At 67.8% G+C, this 19375-nt stretch carries 15 protein-coding genes; 8 read left to right on the top strand and 7 right to left on the bottom strand.

All coding sequences use genetic code 11. The annotated features are described in order from the left end of the window. Positions 1–21: 21 nt before the first annotated feature. The gene (locus UC35_RS18070; protein ID WP_145979533.1) at positions 22–1059 is read left to right on the top strand and encodes an AraC family transcriptional regulator; all 1038 of its coding nucleotides are present in this window, start codon (positions 22–24) and stop codon (positions 1057–1059) included. 164 nt (positions 1060–1223) lie between these two features. Continuing rightward, positions 1224–3500 (top strand): patatin-like phospholipase family protein, encoded by a 2277-nt coding sequence (locus UC35_RS18065; RefSeq protein ID WP_061502140.1) that lies wholly within the window; start codon positions 1224–1226, stop codon positions 3498–3500. Positions 3501–3519: 19 nt separating this feature from the next. Here UC35_RS18065 and UC35_RS18060 read toward each other — a convergent pair whose 3' ends face one another. Further along, the gene (locus UC35_RS18060) at positions 3520–4161 is read right to left on the bottom strand and encodes a hypothetical protein (RefSeq protein ID WP_061502138.1); all 642 of its coding nucleotides are present in this window, start codon (positions 4159–4161) and stop codon (positions 3520–3522) included. Positions 4162–4425: 264 nt separating this feature from the next. On the opposite strand from UC35_RS18060, the gene UC35_RS18055 reads away from it, so the two are divergent. Together UC35_RS18055 and UC35_RS18050 are read left to right on the top strand one after the other, a co-directional pair. Continuing rightward, the gene (locus UC35_RS18055) at positions 4426–5211 is read left to right on the top strand and encodes a DUF2092 domain-containing protein (protein ID WP_061502136.1); all 786 of its coding nucleotides are present in this window, start codon (positions 4426–4428) and stop codon (positions 5209–5211) included. 11 nt (positions 5212–5222) lie between these two features. Then, positions 5223–5699: a hypothetical protein gene (locus tag UC35_RS18050; RefSeq protein WP_061502134.1), complete on the top strand. Its 477-nt coding sequence runs from the start codon at positions 5223–5225 to the stop codon at positions 5697–5699. 41 nt (positions 5700–5740) lie between these two features. Here the strand turns inward: UC35_RS18050 and UC35_RS18045 are convergent, their stop codons facing one another. Then, a complete protein-coding gene (locus tag UC35_RS18045; protein ID WP_061502132.1) occupies positions 5741–6604 on the bottom strand; it encodes a hypothetical protein in 864 nt (287 codons plus the stop codon). Positions 6605–6744: 140 nt separating this feature from the next. Here UC35_RS18045 and UC35_RS18040 point away from each other — a divergent pair, with 140 nt between their 5' ends. Beyond that, positions 6745–9036: an AsmA family protein gene (locus tag UC35_RS18040; protein WP_061502130.1), complete on the top strand. Its 2292-nt coding sequence runs from the start codon at positions 6745–6747 to the stop codon at positions 9034–9036. A gap of 14 nt (positions 9037–9050) precedes the next feature. On the opposite strand, the gene UC35_RS18035 is transcribed toward UC35_RS18040, so the two are convergent. Further along, a complete protein-coding gene (locus UC35_RS18035) occupies positions 9051–11417 on the bottom strand; it encodes an arylsulfatase (protein WP_061502128.1) in 2367 nt (788 codons plus the stop codon). A 146-nt stretch (positions 11418–11563) separates the two neighbouring features. On the opposite strand from UC35_RS18035, the gene UC35_RS18030 reads away from it, so the two are divergent. After that, positions 11564–13141: a phospholipase D family protein gene (locus tag UC35_RS18030; protein ID WP_061503917.1), complete on the top strand. Its 1578-nt coding sequence runs from the start codon at positions 11564–11566 to the stop codon at positions 13139–13141. 25 nt (positions 13142–13166) lie between these two features. Here UC35_RS18030 and UC35_RS18025 read toward each other — a convergent pair whose 3' ends face one another. From UC35_RS18025 to UC35_RS18010, 4 genes are all read right to left on the bottom strand, one after another. Continuing rightward, positions 13167–13559 (bottom strand): VOC family protein, encoded by a 393-nt coding sequence (locus tag UC35_RS18025; protein WP_061502126.1) that lies wholly within the window; start codon positions 13557–13559, stop codon positions 13167–13169. Positions 13560–13576: 17 nt separating this feature from the next. Beyond that, complete coding sequence (locus UC35_RS18020) at positions 13577–14353, bottom strand: enoyl-CoA hydratase/isomerase family protein (RefSeq protein ID WP_061503916.1); 777 nt, start codon at positions 14351–14353, stop codon at positions 13577–13579. A gap of 363 nt (positions 14354–14716) precedes the next feature. Beyond that, a complete protein-coding gene (locus tag UC35_RS18015) occupies positions 14717–15094 on the bottom strand; it encodes a response regulator transcription factor (RefSeq protein ID WP_061502124.1) in 378 nt (125 codons plus the stop codon). A gap of 56 nt (positions 15095–15150) precedes the next feature. Continuing rightward, positions 15151–15819, bottom strand: a complete 669-nt coding sequence (locus UC35_RS18010) for a response regulator transcription factor (protein ID WP_082793364.1) — start codon at positions 15817–15819, stop codon at positions 15151–15153. A 243-nt stretch (positions 15820–16062) separates the two neighbouring features. Here UC35_RS18010 and UC35_RS18005 point away from each other — a divergent pair, with 243 nt between their 5' ends. Further along, positions 16063–18114 (top strand): ATP-binding protein, encoded by a 2052-nt coding sequence (locus UC35_RS18005; RefSeq protein WP_158513937.1) that lies wholly within the window; start codon positions 16063–16065, stop codon positions 18112–18114. 312 nt (positions 18115–18426) lie between these two features. Continuing rightward, positions 18427–19125, top strand: coding sequence for a response regulator transcription factor (locus tag UC35_RS18000; RefSeq protein WP_227820371.1), 699 nt, complete (start codon positions 18427–18429; stop codon positions 19123–19125). The last annotated feature ends 250 nt before the right edge of the window (positions 19126–19375 follow it).

The raw sequence follows: 19375 nt of genomic DNA, 5'->3' as shown, positions 1-19375 counted from the left end.
ATCTACTTAACATTTCGGGACATGGCGAACACTTCGATCCCAGCACTCGTCCGCAGCGCCAGCCTGACGCACTTCAGTCAAGTGGCTGCGTCGTGCGGCCTCGATGCCCGGGCCCTGGTGGCCGCGGCGGGCCTGCCCTCACGTTGCCTGGGCGATCCCGACCTGAAGATCCCGGCGCGCGGTGTGGCCCGGCTGCTCGAGATGGCGGCGGTCCAAGCGAGGGACCCTGCCTTCGCCTTGCGTATGGTCGAGTCGCGGCAGCTTTCCAACCTGGGCCCGCTGGGCCTGCTGGTCCGCGACGAACCGACGCTGCACAGTGCCCTGGAAGCGTTGATCCGCCACGCCCACGTGCAAAACGAGGCGGTGGCCGTTGGTGTGGAACAGAACGGGCCGCTGGTCATCGTCCGTGTTGAGCTCGATGCCGGGGACGAGTCGGCCCGGCAGGGAATCGAACTGGCGGTCGGAGTTGCATTCCGAGTGCTTAGCGTGTTCCTGGGCGCGAGCTGGCAACCCAGGCTGGTTTGCTTCTCGCATCGTGCACCGCCAAACCTCGCCATGCACCAGCGGGTCTTCGGCCGCGCAGTGGAGTTCGGCCACGAGTTCAACGGCATCGTCTGCAACGCTGCCGACCTGGACGCGCCCAACCCCGGCGCCGATCCGGTGATGGCCCGCTATACGCGGCAACTGCTGGAGAAGAGGGGGCACGCCATGACGATGGCCGCGCGCGTGCGCCAGCTGATCGTGCTGCTGTTGCCACGCGGACACTGCCGCGTCGAAACGGTGGCGCAGCACCTGGGCATGGACCGCCGTACGGTGGCGCGGCGCCTCGGTGCCGAGGGCGTGACCTTCAGCGAACTCGTCGATCGCATCCGTGGCGAGTTGACCGCACGCTACCTCGAGGACGGCTCCCGGCCACTGGCCGAGATTTCGGTACTGCTCGGGTTCTCGGCGCCGAGCGCATTTTCGCGCTGGCATCGGCATCACTTTGGAACTTCGCCGCGCCATCTAAAGGCTGCGCGGGATCGCGCGATTGGTGGACGGGCAGGAGCAGGTCGCTGATCTTGCTCACCTTCACGACCGCGCAGCAGTCGAGGAGTTGGAAAAAACCGGCACTTACGCTTCGCCTCTCGTCCATTGGCCCTTTGTCCAATAGGACCAGGGAGCAATCGCGCCCACCATGCCCTCCGTGATTGGAGGCACAGCGAGTGCGCGCAAAGCCCCCGATGAGATTTGCTTCCCGCACCGTCGTGGCCCCGCTGCTTGCCGGCGCCGCCGGCCTTGTTGCGGCTATGCTGGCCGGTCCGGCGCGGGCCCAGGCCACTCCCCCTGCGGCACCCGCCTCGGCAAGCGTCCCTGCAGCCGGCCTGATTCCCGGCCGGCCCAAGATCTGTCTGGTGTTGTCGGGCGGCGGCGCGCGCGGCGCCGCGCACGTGGGCGTGCTCAGGGTGCTGCAGGAAATGCGCGTGCCGGTCGATTGCGTCACCGGCACCAGCATGGGCTCCATCGTCGGCGCGGCCTACGCCTCGGGCGCCACGATTCCCGAGATGGAGCAGATGCTCGCCGAGCTGTCCACCCGCCTGCTCTTCAGGGACCTTCCGCCGCGCGAGGAGCGCTCGGTCCACCTCAAGCGCGACGACGTCACCAACCTGTCTTCCTTCGAATTCGGCGTCGGCAAGGAGGGGGTGCTGCTGCCCAAGGGCCTGGTGTCGGGCGTGCAACTGGAAGCGGTGCTGCGCGAGCTGGCCAAGGTCCGCGGCTACCAGGTGTTCGACCGGTTGCCCATCCCCTATCGTGCCGTGGCGACCGACCTGGTCACCGGCAAGCCGTTCGTCATCGGCGAGGGCGAACTGGCCGCGGCCATGCGGGCGAGCATGTCGGTCCCCGGTGCGATCGAGCCGGTGCGGCTGCAGGGCAAGTTGCTGGTCGACGGCGGCCTGACCAACAACCTGCCGGTGGACGTCGCGCGTGCGATGGGCGCCGAGGTCGTGATCGCGGTGAACCTGGGCACCCCGCTCATGCGCGAAGAGCAGCTCAATTCCGTGCTGGGCGTGACCGGGCAGATGGTCAACATCCTGACCGAGCAGAACGTGCAGGCTTCGCTGGCGAGCCTCAAGCCCACGGACATCCTGATCCTGCCCCAGTTGGGCGACTTCTCGGCCGGAGACTTCGACCACCTGCCCCAGACGGTACCAATAGGCGAAGCCGCCGCGCGCGCGGTGGCCGACCAGCTCGCCAAGTATTCCGTGTCGCCGCAGGCTTTCGCCGCCTGGGATGCGCGGCGCGGCGCCGTACCGCCAGACGCGGCCGTGGCGGTGGACGAGATCCGGTTCGAAAACCTCAGGCGCGTCAATCCGGTCGTGGCGCAGTCAGTGATGGAAACGCAGCCGGGCCAGCCGATCCAGCAGCAGGTCCTCGACAAGGACATGCGTCGGCTGTACGGCACAGGCGACTTCGAGCACGTCAGCTACAAGCTGCTCGAAGAGCCAGGGCGGCGCATCCTGTCGGTCGACGCGGTGGAGAAGTCCTGGGGCCCCGACTACGTGCGCCTGGGCCTGGGGCTGACCTCCGACTTCAGCGGCGACGCGTTCTTCAATGTCCTGGCCAGCCACCGCCGCACCTGGCTGAACAGCCTGGGGGGCGAATGGCGCAATGATGTGCAGTTCGGCCGCACCAACCTGCTCATGACGTCGTTCTACCAGCCACTGCAGGCCGGCGGCTCCGGCCTGTTTATCGAGCCGCGCGCCGCGTTCGAGCGGCGCACCTTCGATTTGTTCCAGGCTGACCAGCGCATCGCCACCTTCGACACGCACGGCCCCCTCGTGGGTGTGGACCTGGGTGCGCAGTTCACACGCTACGGTGAAACCCGGCTCGGCCTGTTCTACAGGAGGATCACCTCTTCGCTGGACACCGGCCCGCCGCAATTCACCCCCTCGCCCGACACGTTCACGCACGCGGGCTTGCGCTGGTTCACCTTGGTGGACCAACTCGACAACGTGAGCTTCCCGCAGGCCGGCTATGCCGGCTCCCTGGAGGTGATCGGCGCCTCGCAGGAGATGGGCAGCGACGCGTCGTTCGCACGCGTCGAGGCCAGCGGCATCGGGGCCAAGACCTTCGGCGACCACACCTTCCAGTTGGCCTTCCGTCTCGGCGAGCGCTTGGGCACCCACCCTCTGCCGCCGGAGCGCATGTTCCAGTGGGGCGGGTTCCTGCAGCAATCGGGCTATCCGACCGGCGCCCTTCTGGGCGAGAACCTGCGGTTCGCGCGGCTGGTCTACACCAACCGGCTGGTCAGGTGGAGCCTGCTGGACGGGGTGTACGCCGGCGCATCGCTGGAGGTCGGGCGTGTCGGCCAGCCGCTTCTTCCCAACAACGAGCAGGGCACGCTGTACTCGGGCGCGCTGTACATCGCCGTCGACACACCGCTCGGCCCGTTCTACCTCGGCTATGGCCGCGCCTCACGCGGCTTCCACTCCTTCTACCTGTTCCTCGGCAAGCCCTGAGATCGAGCCATTCGCCTGCTCACCGGCTCGGGCTGCTGGCGCCGCTCGCAGCGGGCGCCGCGCCCATGGCCGAGGGAGAATGGATGTCCACGGCCAGCGCCTCGTCGACTACGGCGATGACCTGGTCGCCGGCCCGCACTTCCTCCAGCCGCGACTTGTCGACCTTTGCGTCCACGATGCGGCCCTCCGGACCGCGCAGGCGCACCGTCCCCTGGTCACGGTCGACCGACAGCACGTCGGCCACCAGGGTGGTCCTGCGGGCGCGAGCACCGCCCGCCGGACCGCCTGCGGGATTCTCGACCTGGGCTTGTTGCTCGACCTTCTGGCGGTCCTCGCCGCCGCCTTTCTTCAGCGCCAGGGCGACGGCCACCAGGTATTCCATTTCGACGCGGTCGCCCACCTTCACCTTTTCCAGCTTCAGCGAGGGGTCGACCCCGAATTTCAGTTCGCGGCCTTCGTCGGTGCGAAGCGTCACCTCACGCTTGTCGGTATTGATGTCCGTCACCTGGCCCGCGACGGTAACGCGCTCGCCGCCGATGCGCACCGGTACCGATGTGGCGGAGGCGGCCGGCGCTGCCGCTTGCGCGTACGCGCCCGGCGCCGACGCGCAAGCGGCCATGGCGGCGATCACGACGGAGATCTGGCGAATCGATTGGTTCATGGTGTTCCCTGGCCCGAAGGCCCTTTCAGTTGATCAGTTTCAGAAGCGACAGGCCGCTCCCGGCACGCCACCGCTGAAGCTGAAGTCCTGCAACAGCTTGTCGCCGCCCGGGCCTGCGTGGCAAATGGCGCAAGTGCAGTTGAACCGCCGGGAAGGGAGCGCGCAATGGACCAAGGTCCAATATGCCCCGGCCCGGTCATACGTACAGTCTCCGCCTCGGAGCCGCCGTCGCACCGGTCACCTGTCTCATCTTCGGAGTTCCCAATGGGCCGAAACATCCTGCCAATCGTCATGCTGGCGGCATCACTGTCGGCGCCTGCCGCCCGCGCGCAGACCCCGGCGCCGGGCGCGCCGCAGCCAGCTGCGTCACAGCCAAGCGCGACCGCCGTCGATCCGGCGTCCGTTCAGGCCCTGAAGGACATGGGCGCCTATCTGCAGACGCTGAAGCGCTTCCGGGTTTCGACCGAAGCCACCGGCGAGCGCGTCCTGCGGGACGGTCAGAAGCTGCAGCACACAGCCAGGGCGGACCTGCAGGTCGTTCGTCCCGGAATGCTGCGCGCCAAGATCTCCAGCGCACGGGCCGAACGCGAGCTCTTCTATGACGGCAAGACCGTCACCCTCTATGCGCCCCAACAGAAGTACTACTCCAGCGTCGAGTTTGCCGGCAGTATCGGTGAGTTGATCGACAGGCTGGAAGAGAAGTACGGCGTGGAGATGCCGATGGCCGACCTCTTCCGCTGGGGCACGCCGGCCGCCCCGCTCGACCAGATCGAGTCGGCGATGTTCGCCGGACAGGAACTCGTAGGCAAGGACACCTGCGATCACTACGCCTTCCGCCAGGGCAAGCTCGACTGGCAGATCTGGATCACTGCGGGGGACAAGCGGCTCCCGCGCAAGGTCGTGATCACCAATCGCGGCGACGAAGCCCGTCCGGCGTCGGTCTCCCTGTTCAACTGGAACCTGAAGCCGGCTTTCGAGGACCCGATATTCAAGTTCACCCCGCCCAACGGGGCGAAGAAGATCGAGATGGTTCAGCGCAAGGCCAAGTAGAGGGGTGCGAGATGAACAAGTCAATCGGCAAGCTGACTGCGGCTTCGTGGGCTGCGCTCGTTCTGGCGAGCTTTCTCATGACGCCTGCCGCTGAAGCCCAGCGTCGCGCTGGTGGTGGCGGCGGCGGCGGCGGCGGAGGAGCCGCCGGTGCCCGTGCCGGCGGCGGCGCCCAGGCCAGCCACAACAGGGTCGATGCGCGCAGCACGGACGTCCGCAACACGAGCGTGAACAACGTCAACGTGCAGAGAAACGTCAACGTCGACGTGGACTGCAGCCCTCGCTGCGGCGGCTGGGACCATCCGGTCGCCGCGACAGCCGTCGTCGCAGGTACGGTCGCCGTGACGGCCGCCGCTGTCGGCTCGATGGTGGCGGCGGTCCCGGCAGGTTGCGTTCCAGTCAGCTACGGCGGCATGGTCTACCAGCAATGCGGCGCCACCTGGTACATGCCTCAGGGCCCCCAGTACGTCGTCGTCCATCCGCCGTATTGACAGCAGGGTTAGCGGCGCCAGCAGCGGCGCCCCATGCATATTCAGAAACGGAAGGTCGCCCCCAGCATGCCGCCGCTGAACTTGAAGTCCTGCAGCAGCTTGTTGTCATCCTGGTCGTAGAACAGGGTCCGGCCCGACAGTGAGATATCACCCCAGCCGAAGCTGTAGCCGATGCCGACGAGCGCCTGCCAGGTGAGCTTGGACGAGCCCGCGCCCACGTCCAGGTAGATCGGCACGAACCAGCGGTCCGCGATCCGAGCGCGCCCGCGCGCGCCGACGATGGCATCCCAGAGGTCGGCGTTGCGTGACACCGTTCCCGCCGCGGCGAAGCTCTGACCCGGGCCCGGCCCGGCGACGGCCGCCGCAAAGTTCCATTGCGTCTGGGTCTGGACGCCAAAGTAGCGGACCCCTCCGATCAGGTCGAACGGTGCGTCGGGCGTCCCGGAGATCTGATAGCCGCCCGCCAGGGTCAGCACGTTGCCGTCGATGCGGGTGGAGGTCTCCCGGTTGACCGTCGTGCTCAGGGGGTTCACCGGGGCGCCGGCATTGAAGTCGATTGAACGGATGTCGCTCTTCGATGACGACAGCTTCAGGTAGATGTAGTCGCCAAAGAAGGACAGCCGGCCCCGGCGCGCCTCGCCCGAAATCATGAAGAAGGCATCGATGGCATCGAGCACTCGGTTCTCATTCACCGACACGTCGGGGCTGCCGGTGCCGGGCGGCAGCGCGTACTTCAGCGTGCCGTCGAAGCCGGGCAGCCAGATGTAAGGCGTGACGGCGTAGCTCCAGCGGTCGGCCGGCGGCGCGGTCTGGGCCTGGGCCGCACCCAGGCCGGCGGCCATGCAAGCCACGAGCAAAGCGCGGTTCAGCCGTGCGCGACCGGCCAGGGAGGCGGTGATTGTCATGGATGGCCCAGTTGCCAAAGCGGCAGAGTCAGAGCGAACGATGGTCTCCACCGTGGACTGCGCCCGCAATTGCCCCTTGGTCCAACCCGGCGGCAGCAAACTGCAAGCACGCAAGCGCGGGCGAGCGACAATTTGCATCCATGAAAGCAGTGAAATACATCGCATTCGCCGTGCTCGGCGTTCTGGTGCTGGCCGCGATTGCAATTGGCGTGGCCGCCGCGCGCTTCGATGCGGCTTGGGTCAAGCAGAAGCTGGTCCAGACTGTCCAGGAACAGAAGCAGCGCACGCTGAAGCTCGACGGCGACCTGGCGCTATCGTTCTACCCTTCCATCGGCGTCAAGCTGGGCAAGGCGAGCCTGAGCGAACGCAGCTCGCCGCAGGAGTTCGCCACGGTCGAGAAAGCCCGCGTCTCGGTGCGGCTGATGCCCTTGCTGTCGCGCCAGGTGGTGGTCGACCGCGTCGAACTGGACGGCCTGCGGGCCCGGATCGTGCGGGGCAAGGACGGCAAGTTCAATTTCGACGACCTGCTGTCGGCGGACAAGGGCAAGGAGCCGCAAGCCAAGCCCGAGAGCGGTACGCCACCGGCCGAGCCGGTGCGCTTCGACGTTGCCGGCGTATCGCTCACCAATTCGGCCGTGAGCTTCCGCGACGACAAGGCCGGCCGGACCATCCAGCTCGCCGACCTCAACCTCAAGACCGGGCGCCTGTCCGAAGCCGCGGGCGGACCGCTCAACCTCAGCTTCAAGGCCGGCGCCGAGCAGCCCAAGCTCAATGCCACATTGAAGCTCGACGCCAACTACCGCTACGACCTTGCGCGCCAGCAGTTCGCGCTGGAAAAGATCGACCTCAAGATAAAGGGCGACGCGCTGAACTTCAGGGACCTGGACGCAGCGCTGGCGGCCAAGGAAGCGGGCGTCGGCGGCGGCCAAGGCGGCATCCAGGTCGAGGGCCTGGCCATCGCGGCCAAGGGCAAGATGGCGGACGACGCGCTGGATGCGAAAGTCGATGTGCCCCACCTCGCGCTGCTGGAAGAACGCACCAGCGGCCAGACCGCCAGCGCGACCGTGCGCCTGTCCGGCAAGGAACGGCAGCTGGATGCCAAGCTCGACTTGTCCGCGGTGGAAGGCACCGCCGCGCTATGGAAGATCGGCAAGCTGGCTGCGCAATGGAGCCTGAACCAGGGCCCGCTCGTGGCCAAGGGCAACGTCAGCGGTCCCGTGCAGGCTGACCTGAAGGCCGAAGTCGTCGAGTTGTCCAAGCTGAGCGGCGAGCTCGATATCGCGCATCCGCAGATGCCGGTCAAGCAGGTCAAGCTGCCTCTGGACGGCTCGCTTCGCGCCGACTGGGGCAAGTCGCAGGCCACCGGTCGCCTGTCGACCAAGTTCGAGGAGAGCGCGATCCAGGCCACATTCAACGTGGCCAAGTTCTCGCCGCTGGCAGCCGGCTTCGACTTGTCCGCCGATCGCCTCAACCTCGACCGGTACTTCCCGGCCGAGGTCGCAGCGGCGCCAGCCAAGCCGGGCACGCCGGCGCCTGCTGCTGCGCCCCCGGCCAAGCCCGCGCCCATCGACTTCTCCTTCCTGCGCGGACTGGACCTCAAAGGGGCCTTGCGCGTGGGCTTCCTGCAGGCGCGCAACATCAAGCTCAACAACTTCAAGGCCGACCTCGCGGTGCGCGGCGGCCGCCTCGACGTCAACCCGCTGGCAGCCAATCTGTACGGCGGCACGGTGGCCGGTGCGCTGGCCGCGCAGGCAGACGGCAATCGCGTCGAGCTGAAGCAGACCTTCAGCAACGTCGATATCGGGCCGTTGATGCGCGACTACGCGAAGAAAGACCTGATGGAGGGCCGCGGGACGATCGCCCTGCACGTCGTGGGCGGCGGCACCTCGGCGGCGGCGATGACGCAGTCGCTGAACGGATCGGCCAGCATGCTGCTGCGCGACGGCGCGGTGAAGGGCATCAACCTCGCCAAGTCGGTGCGCCAGGCCAAGTCGATGATCGCCGGCAAGCAGGACGCGGTGGTCGGCGCCAACGCCAGCGAGAAGACCGATTTCTCCGAGATGACGGCGAGCTTCAAGATCGTCAACGGCGTCGCGCGCAACGACGACCTGTCGGCCAAGTCGCCCTTCCTGCGTGCGAGCGGAGCCGGCAACATCGACCTGGTGAACAGCCGCATCGACTACCTGGCCAAGGCGACGATCGTCGGCACCTCGAAAGGACAGGAAGGCAAGGAACTCGCCGACCTCAACGGCCTCACGGTGCCGGTGCACCTCACCGGTCCGTTCGACAACATCTCCTGGAAGCTGGAGTTCGGCGCGATGGCCGCCGACCTCGCCAAGCAAGAAGCCGAGAAGCAGATCCAGAAGCAGATCGACAAGCAGCTGGGCAAAGGCGGGCTGGGTGACGTCCTGAAGGGACTGAAGATCAAGTAGGGCCCTAGCGGCGCTCACTGCTTGGCCAGGGCCATCATGAAGCGCTCGTCGGCGCCGATCATGTGGTCCACGTCCCTGGCCGCAGCATCGATGTCGATCTGCACCCAGTGCACGCGGCCGTTGAAGCGGTTGTCGCGCACCGGGTAGTCCGGTGACACGGGTGAGCCGTGGTCGCATCCCACTTCCAGGGTTTCGTCCATCGAGAAGAAAAGCGCGTGCGTGCGGTCCAGCCGGCCCAGGCCGATTTCCTTGCCGTCCACGAACAGCTTCACGTTGGCGCCCTTGCCGATGCCGCCGCCGTCGTAGGTGAACTCCATGCGCGCCTGGTGGATGCCGGCAGGCAAAGTCGACTGTGCCGTGACCTCGAAGGTCAGCATCCCGAGGAAGTTGTAGAGATATTTCAGCCTGCCTTCGTGGGCGTACAGGGTCCAGCCGCCCATGCTGCCGCCCTGCGCGACGATCACGCCCTTGGCGCCGCCCCTGGGGATCTCCAGTTCCGCGGTGACGGCATGCGACTTGTTCTTGGTGTTGATGACCGCGTTCTCCTGGATGCGGCGCATGCCGGGGAACAGCAGCTGCGTGCTGCCGTGCACGACCTGCGGACGGCCGGCCAGGTCCGGGTTGGCGCGCTCGGCCTTGCGGTCGTCGAGCGGGAACACGTTGTACTTCGCGGCCTCCAGGTCGAACAGGCGCTTGAGCTCCTCCAGCTTTTCGGGCATCTGGCCGGCCAGGTCATGGGCCTGCGACCAGTCACGGTGGGTGTCATAGAGCTCCCAGACATCCTGCGACAGCGGCGGCTGCGCGCCCGTCACCACCCACGGCAGGCTGCCGTGGCGCGTCACCGCCGTCCAGCCCCGGTGATAGATGCCGCGGTTGCACAGCATCTCGAAGTACTGGGTCTGGTGGCGGTCGTCGGCACGGGGGTTGTCGAACGAGTACATCATGCTCACGCCGTGCATCGGTTCCTGCATGACGCCGTTGACCATGGTGGGTGCGGGCAGCGTGGCCGCTTCCAGCACCGTGGGCGCGATGTCGATGACGTGGTGGAACTGATGGCGCAGCTGGCCCTGGGCCTCGATGCCCCGGGGCCAGTGCACGATCATGCCGTTGCGGGTGCCGCCGAAGTGCGAGGCGACCTGCTTGGTCCACTTGTAGGGCGTGTCCATCGCGTGCGCCCAGCCGACCGCATAGTGGTTATTGGCCCGCTGGGTACCCAGGTCATTCATGCGCTGGATCATCAGCTCGGGTGTGTTCAGGTCCGGCGCTTCGCCGATCGCCTGTTCGTTGAAGATGCCGATCAACGACCCCTCGGCCGAGGCGCCGTTGTCGCCGATGACGTAGATCACCAGCGTGTCGTCCAGGATGCCCAGGTCGGTGAGCGAATTGACGACGCGGCCGGTGTGGTAGTCGGCGTACTCCAGGAAGGCGGCATAGATTTCCATCTCGCGCGCCAGCACGGGACGGATGCGCTCTTCCATCAGTTCCCAGGCGGGGATGTCGCCGGGCCGCGCCGTCAGCTCGCAGTCCTTGGGGATCACGCCCAGTTTCTTCTGCCGCGCGAAGGTCTCCTCGCGCACCTTGTCCCAGCCCTGGTCGAACTTGCCCCGGTAGCGCGCGATCCAGTCCCGGGGCACCTGGTGCGGGGCGTGCGTGGCGCCGGGCGCGAAGTAGACGAAGAAGGGCTTGTCGGGCGCCATCGCCTTCTGCTGGCGGATCCAGCCGATCGCCTGGTCCGCCAGGTCCTCCATGAGGTGGTAGCCCTCTTCCGGCGTGCGATCGGGCTCCACGGGCGTGGTGCCGTCGTAGAGGGCCGGGTGGTATTGGTTGTTCTCGCCGCCGATGAAGCCGTAGAAATGTTCGAAGCCCGAACCCGTGGGCCAGTGGTCGAACGGCCCGATGGGCGAGGACTCGAACACCGGCACCTCGTGGCACTTGCCGAACTGCGCCGTGGAATAGCCGTTCAGCTTGAGGATCTCCGCCAGCGGCGCGCAGGTGTTAGGGCGCAGCGAGTTGTAGCCGGGCGCCGAGGTCGCGATCTCGGTGATGCCGCCCATGCCCACCGCATGGTGGTTGCGGCCCGTCAGCAGCGCGGCCCGCGTTGGCGAGCACAGCGCCGTGGTGTGGAAGCGGGTGTATCTGAGGCCCTTGGCCGCCAGCCGCTCGGCCGTGGGCGTCTGGCACGGTCCGCCAAAGGCGCTGGAGGCGCCGAAACCCACATCGTCGAGCAGGATCACCAGCACATTGGGCGCGCCGGCGGGCGGCCGCAGCTGCCTGATCGGTGGGAAATGGGTGTCGGGGTCCCTGGCGTCGTAGGTCGTCAAGCCGACCGGCTTGTGGTCCGGGATCGGCAGGTTGTCCCTGGGGTAGTCGCGTACAGCCATGCTATGCCCCTTGTAGTCGTCAATCACGCATGTTCCGCTCTGGCCGAAGGCACCGGCATTGGACCAAGGTCCGATGGCCCCAGGCGCCGCCTGAGTCGATCCTTGGTGTACTAGCGCTCGGGAGCAGGTCGGTCCTGATGGGTCCCATGGGTCCAAAAGAAGTCAGCATCCGCGCCGCTGCTGCGATGCTGGCGGCGTGCCTGGTCGCCTGCGCGTCCCTGCCCTCCACCGTGGAACGCACACCCACGCAGGCCATCGCGGACACCGGCGGCACGCGGCTCGGCCGCTCGATCGACCCCGAGGTCGCGGCCCATCCCGGCCGCAGCGCGGTGCATGCCCTGTCCGCCGGCCGCGATGCCTTCGCCGCGCGCTACGCACTGGCCACCGCGGCCGAGCGCAGCATCGACGTCCAGTACTACATCTGGCATGCCGACACCAGCGGCGGCCTGCTGGCCCATGCCTTGTGGCAGGCGGCCGAGCGCGGCGTGCGCGTGCGCATGCTGCTGGACGACAACAACACCAAGGGCATGGACCCCGCGCTCGCCGCGCTGGACGCCCACCCCAACATCGAGGTGCGGCTCTTCAACCCCTTCGCCAACCGCACCTGGCGGCTGGGCGATTTCGCCGGCGACTTCGCACGCGTCAACCGCCGCATGCACAACAAGTCGTTCACGGTCGACAACCAGCTGTCCGTGGTGGGCGGCCGCAACGTCGGGGACGAATACCTCGGCGCCGAGACCGCGGTCGCCTTCGCCGACCTCGACGTGGTGGTCGCCGGACCCGCGGTACGCGAGATCTCCGGGTCCTTCGACCGCTACTGGAACAGTCCATCGGCCTACCCGGCCGCCAGCCTGATCCCCCGGACCGAGGACGAGTCGCGCGCCAGCGTCCTCGCGCAGTGGGCGCAGTTGCAGGACAGCCCGAAGTCGGTTCGCTACCTGGACGCCGTGCGCCAGCAGCAGTTCGTGTCGCAGATGCTCGCCGGCTCGGTGCCCTTCGAGTGGGTGCCGGCGCGCATGGTGGTGGACGACCCGGCCAAGGTGCTGAACCCGCCCGGTCGCAAGGAATTCGAGATGGCGCCGCGGTTGACCGAAGCGCTGGGCCGGCCCGAGCGCGAGCTGCTGCTGGTCTCGCCCTACTTCGTCCCCGGCGAAGAGTTCACCGCCGCCCTGGTGGCGATGGCGCAGCGAGGCGTCAAGGTCTCCATCCTCACCAACTCGCTGGCGGCCACCGACGTGGCGCCGGTGTATGCCGGCTACAGCAAGTACCGCGAGGAACTGCTGCGCGGCGGCGTGCACCTGTACGAGCTGAAACCCGGAGCCAACCCGCCCGGGGGCGACAAGGACCGCGAGCGCGGCGGCATGGGCGGCAGTTCGGGCGGCGGCAGCTCGGGCGCCAGCCTGCATGCCAAGACCTTCGCCGTCGACCGCGCGCGCATCTTCGTCGGCTCCTTCAATCTCGACCCGCGCTCGGCGCGGCTGAACACGGAACTCGGCCTGGTGCTGGAAAGCCCGGCGCTGGCGACGCAGCTGGCGCGGGCCTTCGACGAGGCGGTGCCGCGCGAAGCCTACGAAGTGCGCCTGGCCGGCGACGGCCGCTCGCTCGAATGGATAGAGCGCACGGCCTCGGGCGAGGTGAAGTACACCAGCAGCCCGGGTGCCGGCTTGTTGCGCAGGATGTGGATCGGCGTGCTGGCCATCCTGCCGATCGAGTCGCTGCTGTAGCAGCCCGGGCAGCAGCGGCCAGCAGTCACTGGTAGCCGCCCGCCGCAAACTCGATCAGGCAGAACCCATGCCCGAACGGGTCCGAGAAGGTGATGCACCGGGAGCCGCGCCATTCGATGCACTCGCTCTCGGCGACCGCCCCGGCCGCCGTGGCCCGCCGGGCCGCCTGCGCCACATCGTCGACCACGAAGTCCATGTGCACCGGCGTCCAGTGCCGGGTGTAGTCGCGCGCCACCGGCTTCGAGCTCACCGCCGGCGAGCCCGCCGGGTTGCACAGGAGGTAGATGACAGACGAGGCGCCCGTCAGTTCCGCAACGTCCTCATCCAGGATGCGGCTCAGTTGCAGCCCCAGGGCCGCGCTGTAGAAGTCGATCGCCGGCTTCAGTTCGGGCACGTCGATGTTCACGATGACTCGCATGGATAGCCCCGCTGTCTTCAGGCGTCCTTGGTCAGGAGATTGCGGGTGGCCGCCCAGTGGTCCTCGTGCAGCCAGGTCTGCGCAAGGTGCTTGCGTTCGATCTGCCGATGGTCTTGCCAACCCGCGCCCTGGCGCGCCGCGATCGCCTGGGCCTTGATGCCGCGCAGCACCTGCGGTACGCAGCTGTCCAGGGGCTCGAGGAAGGCGGCCATGTCCTTGCCCGCCGGTCCGTCATCGATCACCGCGTCGGCCAGTCCCCAGGACAGGGCCTGGTCGGCGCTCACCAGTTCCGCCCGGCTCATCATTCGCATCGCACGCGCAGGGCCCAGCAGCCGGAACAGGTCCGGGCCACCGCCCCACGCCGAGGTGATGGCGAGCCTGGCCTGGATGAAGCCGATGCGGGCATGGCGGGACTGCAGCCGCATGTCGCAGGCCAGCGCCAGCTCGGCGCCGCCGCCAATCGCGTCTCCGTTGAGGTAGGCGATCACCGGCACCGGGCACTGGCGGATCGCCTCCAGGCTCGCGCCTGCCTCATCCATCATGGCCTGCACGGCGGCTTCGTCGCGCACGGATGCCAGTTCCCGCAGGTCGCCGCCGGCGGCGAAGTAGCGCTCACCGGCGCCGGTGACCACCAGGTAGCGCACCTGCTCGCGCGCCCCGGCGGCGCGCACCGCATTCGCCAGCTCGGCGAGCACCGGGCGCGCCAGCGCGTTGTGCTTTTGCGGCCGGTTGATCGTGATCCATACCCCTCCCCCGCGCTCCTCGGCGAAGACGTTCGTGGCAATGTCAGGCATCGTGGCTTTCATGACCACGGATACTAGGGCCTGTTAACGCTATGGGAGGGCTCGCGTGACCCAGGAAACGGGCGCCATCAAGACGCAAAGCACAGCCGGGGTGGGACCCCGGCGAGCATTTGCAACGCGGAGGGCGCCCGTTTCCTGGGTCACCCTCCGGGCCGGTGGCTGGCAGGCCGCAGGGCGTCGTTACGGCCTCGTTGTGTGCCCGAGCACACGGCCTCGGCCGCGCCTAGCCCTGCAGCCTGCCAGCCACCGGCGCGAGCCCTCCCATAGCGTTAACAGGCCCTAAGCCCCGCGAATCACCGGCCTGCAGACGAACGGCCGCCTGCAACTCGCGGCAGAAGCAAGATGAGGGCGCGCTCACGCGCCGCTGTGCACCGCACCCAGGATCGCGTCCAGCAGCATCGCGTCGTCCACCGGCTTGCGCAGGTAGGCGTGCGCGCCGTACTCCGAGGTCCTGTGGTGGTTTTCCGGGGAGTCGTCGCCGGTGATGATCACCACCGGCACCCGGGCACCCGACTGCCGGAGCGCCCGCTGGATCTCGAAGCCGTCCACCACCGGCATGCGCAGGTCGAGCACCACGCAATCGGGCAGGTGCTTCTGCAGGGACAGCATGAACTCGACGCCGGAGCCGTAGGCTTCCACCTCGTAGCCCGCCGTGCGGATGAGCCGCGCCAGCGCCTTGCGTACCGACTCCTCATCATCGACGACTGCGACGAGCGACGTGTCCCTGTGCATGCCGGGACGCTATCGGTCCCCGGTCGCGCAGCCAATACGACCTTGGTCCAACACGGTCAAGCCGAACCGTCCGGCCGGCCCCGTTCGACCAGCCGCACCAGTTCGGCCACCGAGCGCACATGCATCTTCTCCATGGCGCGCGCCCGGTGTACCTTGACGGTCTTTTCCGCCGTCCCCAGATCGGCGGCAATCTGCTTGTTCAGCCGCCCTTCCATCACGTGCGTCAGCACCTCGCGCTCGCGCGGCGTCAGGGTGGACAGGCGTTCTTCGGCGGTGTGCTGCCGTTCGCGCGCGGAGCGGCGCTGGAAATCCCGCTCGAGACCGCGCTCCACCGCGGCGAGCAGTACTTCCTCGTCGACGGGCTTGGTCAGGAAGTCGATCGCGCCCTCGCGCATGGCCCCCGCGCACATGGGCACGTCGGCGCATCCCGTGAGGAAGATGATCGGCATGAGCTCGCCATTGCGGGCGAGCAACTGCTGCAGAGCAAGCCCATCGAGGCCCGGCATGGCAACGTCCAGCACGATGCAGCCGTGGGCTTCGGGGTCATGCGAGGAAACGAAGCTTTCCGCGCTGGCGTGCGCGAAAACGCTCCAGCCCCGGCCGTCCAGCAGGCGAGCGAGCGCGCCGCGCACCGACGCGTCGTCGTCAACGACGTGCACCTGCGCCGGTTGCGGGCAGGTGGCCTCGGTATCCGCGGCCCGTAAAGAGAACGGGATGTGATCCATGTGTTCACCTCGTTCAGGACGCGCGGGCGTTTACGCCTGCTCGAAACATGTGAGGGCAGTCTAGGGGCGCCCGCACTCCGGTCAAGTTCAGCAGTAGGGAAGTCGTAACGATGCTTGCGTTTCGCGAACGCCGTTGGGCTTGCACTTGGGCCAAAGTTCACGCTGCCCGACATTCAAGAACAAGCATGAGACGCGTGCCGAGCGAAGCTTGCCCACCGGACGACTGTGCAGCGGAGTATCTGCGTGCCCGCCGCTGACCCTGTTGCTGTCCAGGCTTCGCCGGCCCCCTGGTGGGAGCCGCTGCGCATCGCCGTGCTGACGGCCGTGGCGTACTACGCCGGCGCGAGGCTCGGCCTGGCGCTCACCTTCGCCCCCATGCCGGTGTCGGTGCTCTGGCCTCCCAACGCGCTGCTGCTGGGTGCCCTGGTCCTCACGCGCCGGCGGTGGTGGTGGGTGCTGGTGGCCGCCGCCCTGCCCGCGCACCTGCTTTCCGAACTGCAGGAAGGCGTGCCACTGGCCATGGTGCTGTGCTGGTTCATCAGCAACAGCCTCGAAGCCCTGCTCGGCGCAACGCTGGTGTGCAAACTGTCGCAGACGCCGCACCTGCGCTCGCTGCGATCCGGCCTGGCGTTCTGCGGCGCCGCCGTGATGGCGCCCTTCCTGGTGTCCTTCCTGGATGCCGCCCTGGTACGGCTGGTGGGCTGGGGCACCTCCGACTATGCGTCGGTGTGGTACACGCGCTTCTCTTCCAACCTGCTGGCCGCGCTCACCTTCGTGCCGCTGATCCTCACCTGGGGCAGCAGCGAACCGGATGGTCCGCGCGACAGCGGCCGGGCGCCGCTGCTGGAGATCTGCATCCTGCTCACCGGCCTGCTGGCGGTGTGCGTGGTGATCTTCGACTCGGCGCTGGCCCAGCCTGCCGCGCCGCCCACGCTGCGCTACCTGCCCCTGCCTTTCCTGGTGTGGGCGGCCGTGCGCTTCGGTCCCGCCCTCGCCAGTTCAGCCTACGCGCTGGTCGTGCTGGTCGTGGTGATGTCGGTGGCGGCGCAACCGGAGCAGTTGCCGATCCAGCCCTACCTGATCTGCATGGGCGTGCCGCTGCTGTTGCTGGCAGCCGTGATGGAAGAACGGCGCGCCATGGAGCGCCGGCTGCAGGCTTCCGAGCAGCTGTTTTCCGTCGCCTTCCGCGAAGGGCCGGATGCGGTGGCCATCAGCCGCCGCGACGGCGCCATCGTCAGCGCCAACCCGCGCTGGCTGCAGTTTTTCGGCGACGGTGCCAGCTCGTCGCCCTTGATGGACCACCTCGATGACGCCAGCCGATCGCGCGTTCGCGCGCTGGCAGGCGACCCGCGCCAGCGGCGGGAGATCGAGGTCGAACTGATCGACCGGCACGGCGGCGCGCACGTGGCGCAGCTGTCGATGGTCGCGGTGGAATTCGGCGGCGAATCCTGCTTCATCACCATCCTGCGGGACGTCACGCGCCAGCGCCAGGCGGAGAAAGACGCCAGCGAGCAGCAGCGCCAGCTGACGCACCTCACGCGCGTGGCTTCGCTGTCGCACTTCTCGAGCACCATCGCCCACGAGCTGAACCAGCCGCTGACGGCCATCCTGAGCAACGCGCAGGCGGCCTTGCGCCTGCTCACGCGCGAGCCCCCGAACGTGGGCGAAGTGAAGACCATCCTCAGCGACATCGCCGATGCCGACAAGCGCGCGGGACTCCTGATCCACCGCCTGCGGCGCATGATGAAGGACGGCGACACGGAGTTCGTGCCTGTGAACATGAACACGCTCGTGTCCGAGATGCTCCACTTCGTTCGCGGCGAATGCCTGGTGCAGAACATCGAAGTCAAGACGATCCACGCGCCGGACCTCCCGGACGTGCTGGGCGATCCGGTGCAGCTGCAGCAGCTGCTGCTCAATCTGGTTCTCAACGCCTGTGAGGCGATGCGCGCCAACAGCCTCACCGGGCACAACCCGACGCTGCGCATCAGTACGGCGGTGGCGCCGGAAGGCGGCATCCAGGTGGTCGTGACCGACACCGGCCCCGGCATCGCCGCCGACCGGCTCGAACGCGTATTCGAGCCGTTCTTCACCACCAAGGAAAGCGGGCTGGGCATGGGCCTGGCGATCTGCCGCCGCATCGCTCGCGCGCACGGCGGCACGCTGACGGTATGGAGCCAGGCCGGCGAAGGTGCGAGTTTCCGGCTGCTGCTCCCGCGCCTGGCGCAGGACGTGCCCGCCGCGCCCGCCGACGCGCTCGCAAGGCCACATGCAGTGCCGAAGCCAGGTCGCTAGCACGGCCCCAGGCCCGAAGGTTGTGCGCCCAGGCATCGCTTTACATGCGCTTTACGTGCGAAGCTGCAGCGGCAACCGCGGTATGAGCTCAACCTCAGCCCCTGCTCGATGACAAACGAATGACATCGGGTCCGCCGACGGTATGGGACGTTGGTCCCACATGCACCGCGACTCCGGACTGAAGAACGAGCCATCTCGGATCAGACCGAGCTGCGATGCGCAGCAGCATGGATGGCGTGACCGCGAAGCACGCGTGCCCTATTGGACTTTTGTCCAATAGGTGCGACACCCGCGCACGCGAATACTTGCCGCATGGATGCACGCAATGTGGCTCATGCCCGCGGTGAAGCCGAGAGCTGGCGGGTTGCCATGGACTCGGGCGCCGCGAGTGCGATGGTGCATGTGATCAACAGCGATCCGAGCGCGCGGGCGGCCTTGCAGCGCACGCTGTCGGGCGCTGGCTACCAGGTCATCACCTATGCCGCGGCAGGTGACTACCTCGTGCCTGCACCTCACGATGAGCCCGGGTGCCTGCTGCTGGATGTACAGTTCCCCGGCGCCAGCGGCCTGGAGCTGCAATCCGCGCTGCAGCGCTATCCCGCCTACCGCCGTCCGATCGTGTTCCTCGGCGGGTCGGCGGATGTCCCGATCAGCGTGCGCGCGATGCGCGGGGGCGCGCGCGAATTCCTGACCAAGCCCGTTCCGCGCGAAGTCCTGCTGGCGGCGGTAGAGGATGCCATTGCCTACGACCTCAAGGAGCGCGCGGCGCAGCGCGAAGCGGAGTCGGCGCGAGAGCGCCTGGCAACCCTGCGCTGGCGCGAGCGCCAAGTCCTGGAGGGCATCGCTGCCGGCCGCGGTCACAAGCAACTGGCCCAGGAGCTCGGCGTGAGCGAAAGGACCATCAAGGCCGATCGGGCGCGCGTGATGCGGCAGCTCGGTGTGACCACGCTGGCCGGATTGTTCAAGGCGCTGAAGATGGCGCAGGACGCGGCGGGACAGCAGCAGGCCTGAGGACAGACACGACTCCAACGTCAACCGTAGCGTCAACGTCAACCGTAGCGTCAACGTCAACCGTAAGCTCAACGTCAACCGTAACGTTAATGTCGACCAGCCTGCGGATGCACACGACGACGTCGACCGAGACTACCATCCCTTTGCAACCGCCGCCGCGGTGACCACAGCGGCGGCTGTGACCGGAGCGGTGATCGGGTCCGAAGTGCCTTCGCGACGTACAGCCAAAGCGGCAGCACTTGGTACATGC

Origin of the sequence: Ramlibacter tataouinensis (assembly GCF_001580455.1) — a bacterium.
Taxonomy (GTDB): Bacteria; Pseudomonadota; Gammaproteobacteria; order Burkholderiales; family Burkholderiaceae_C; genus Ramlibacter; species Ramlibacter tataouinensis_B.
This window is presented reverse-complemented; position numbering and strand designations above follow the sequence as displayed.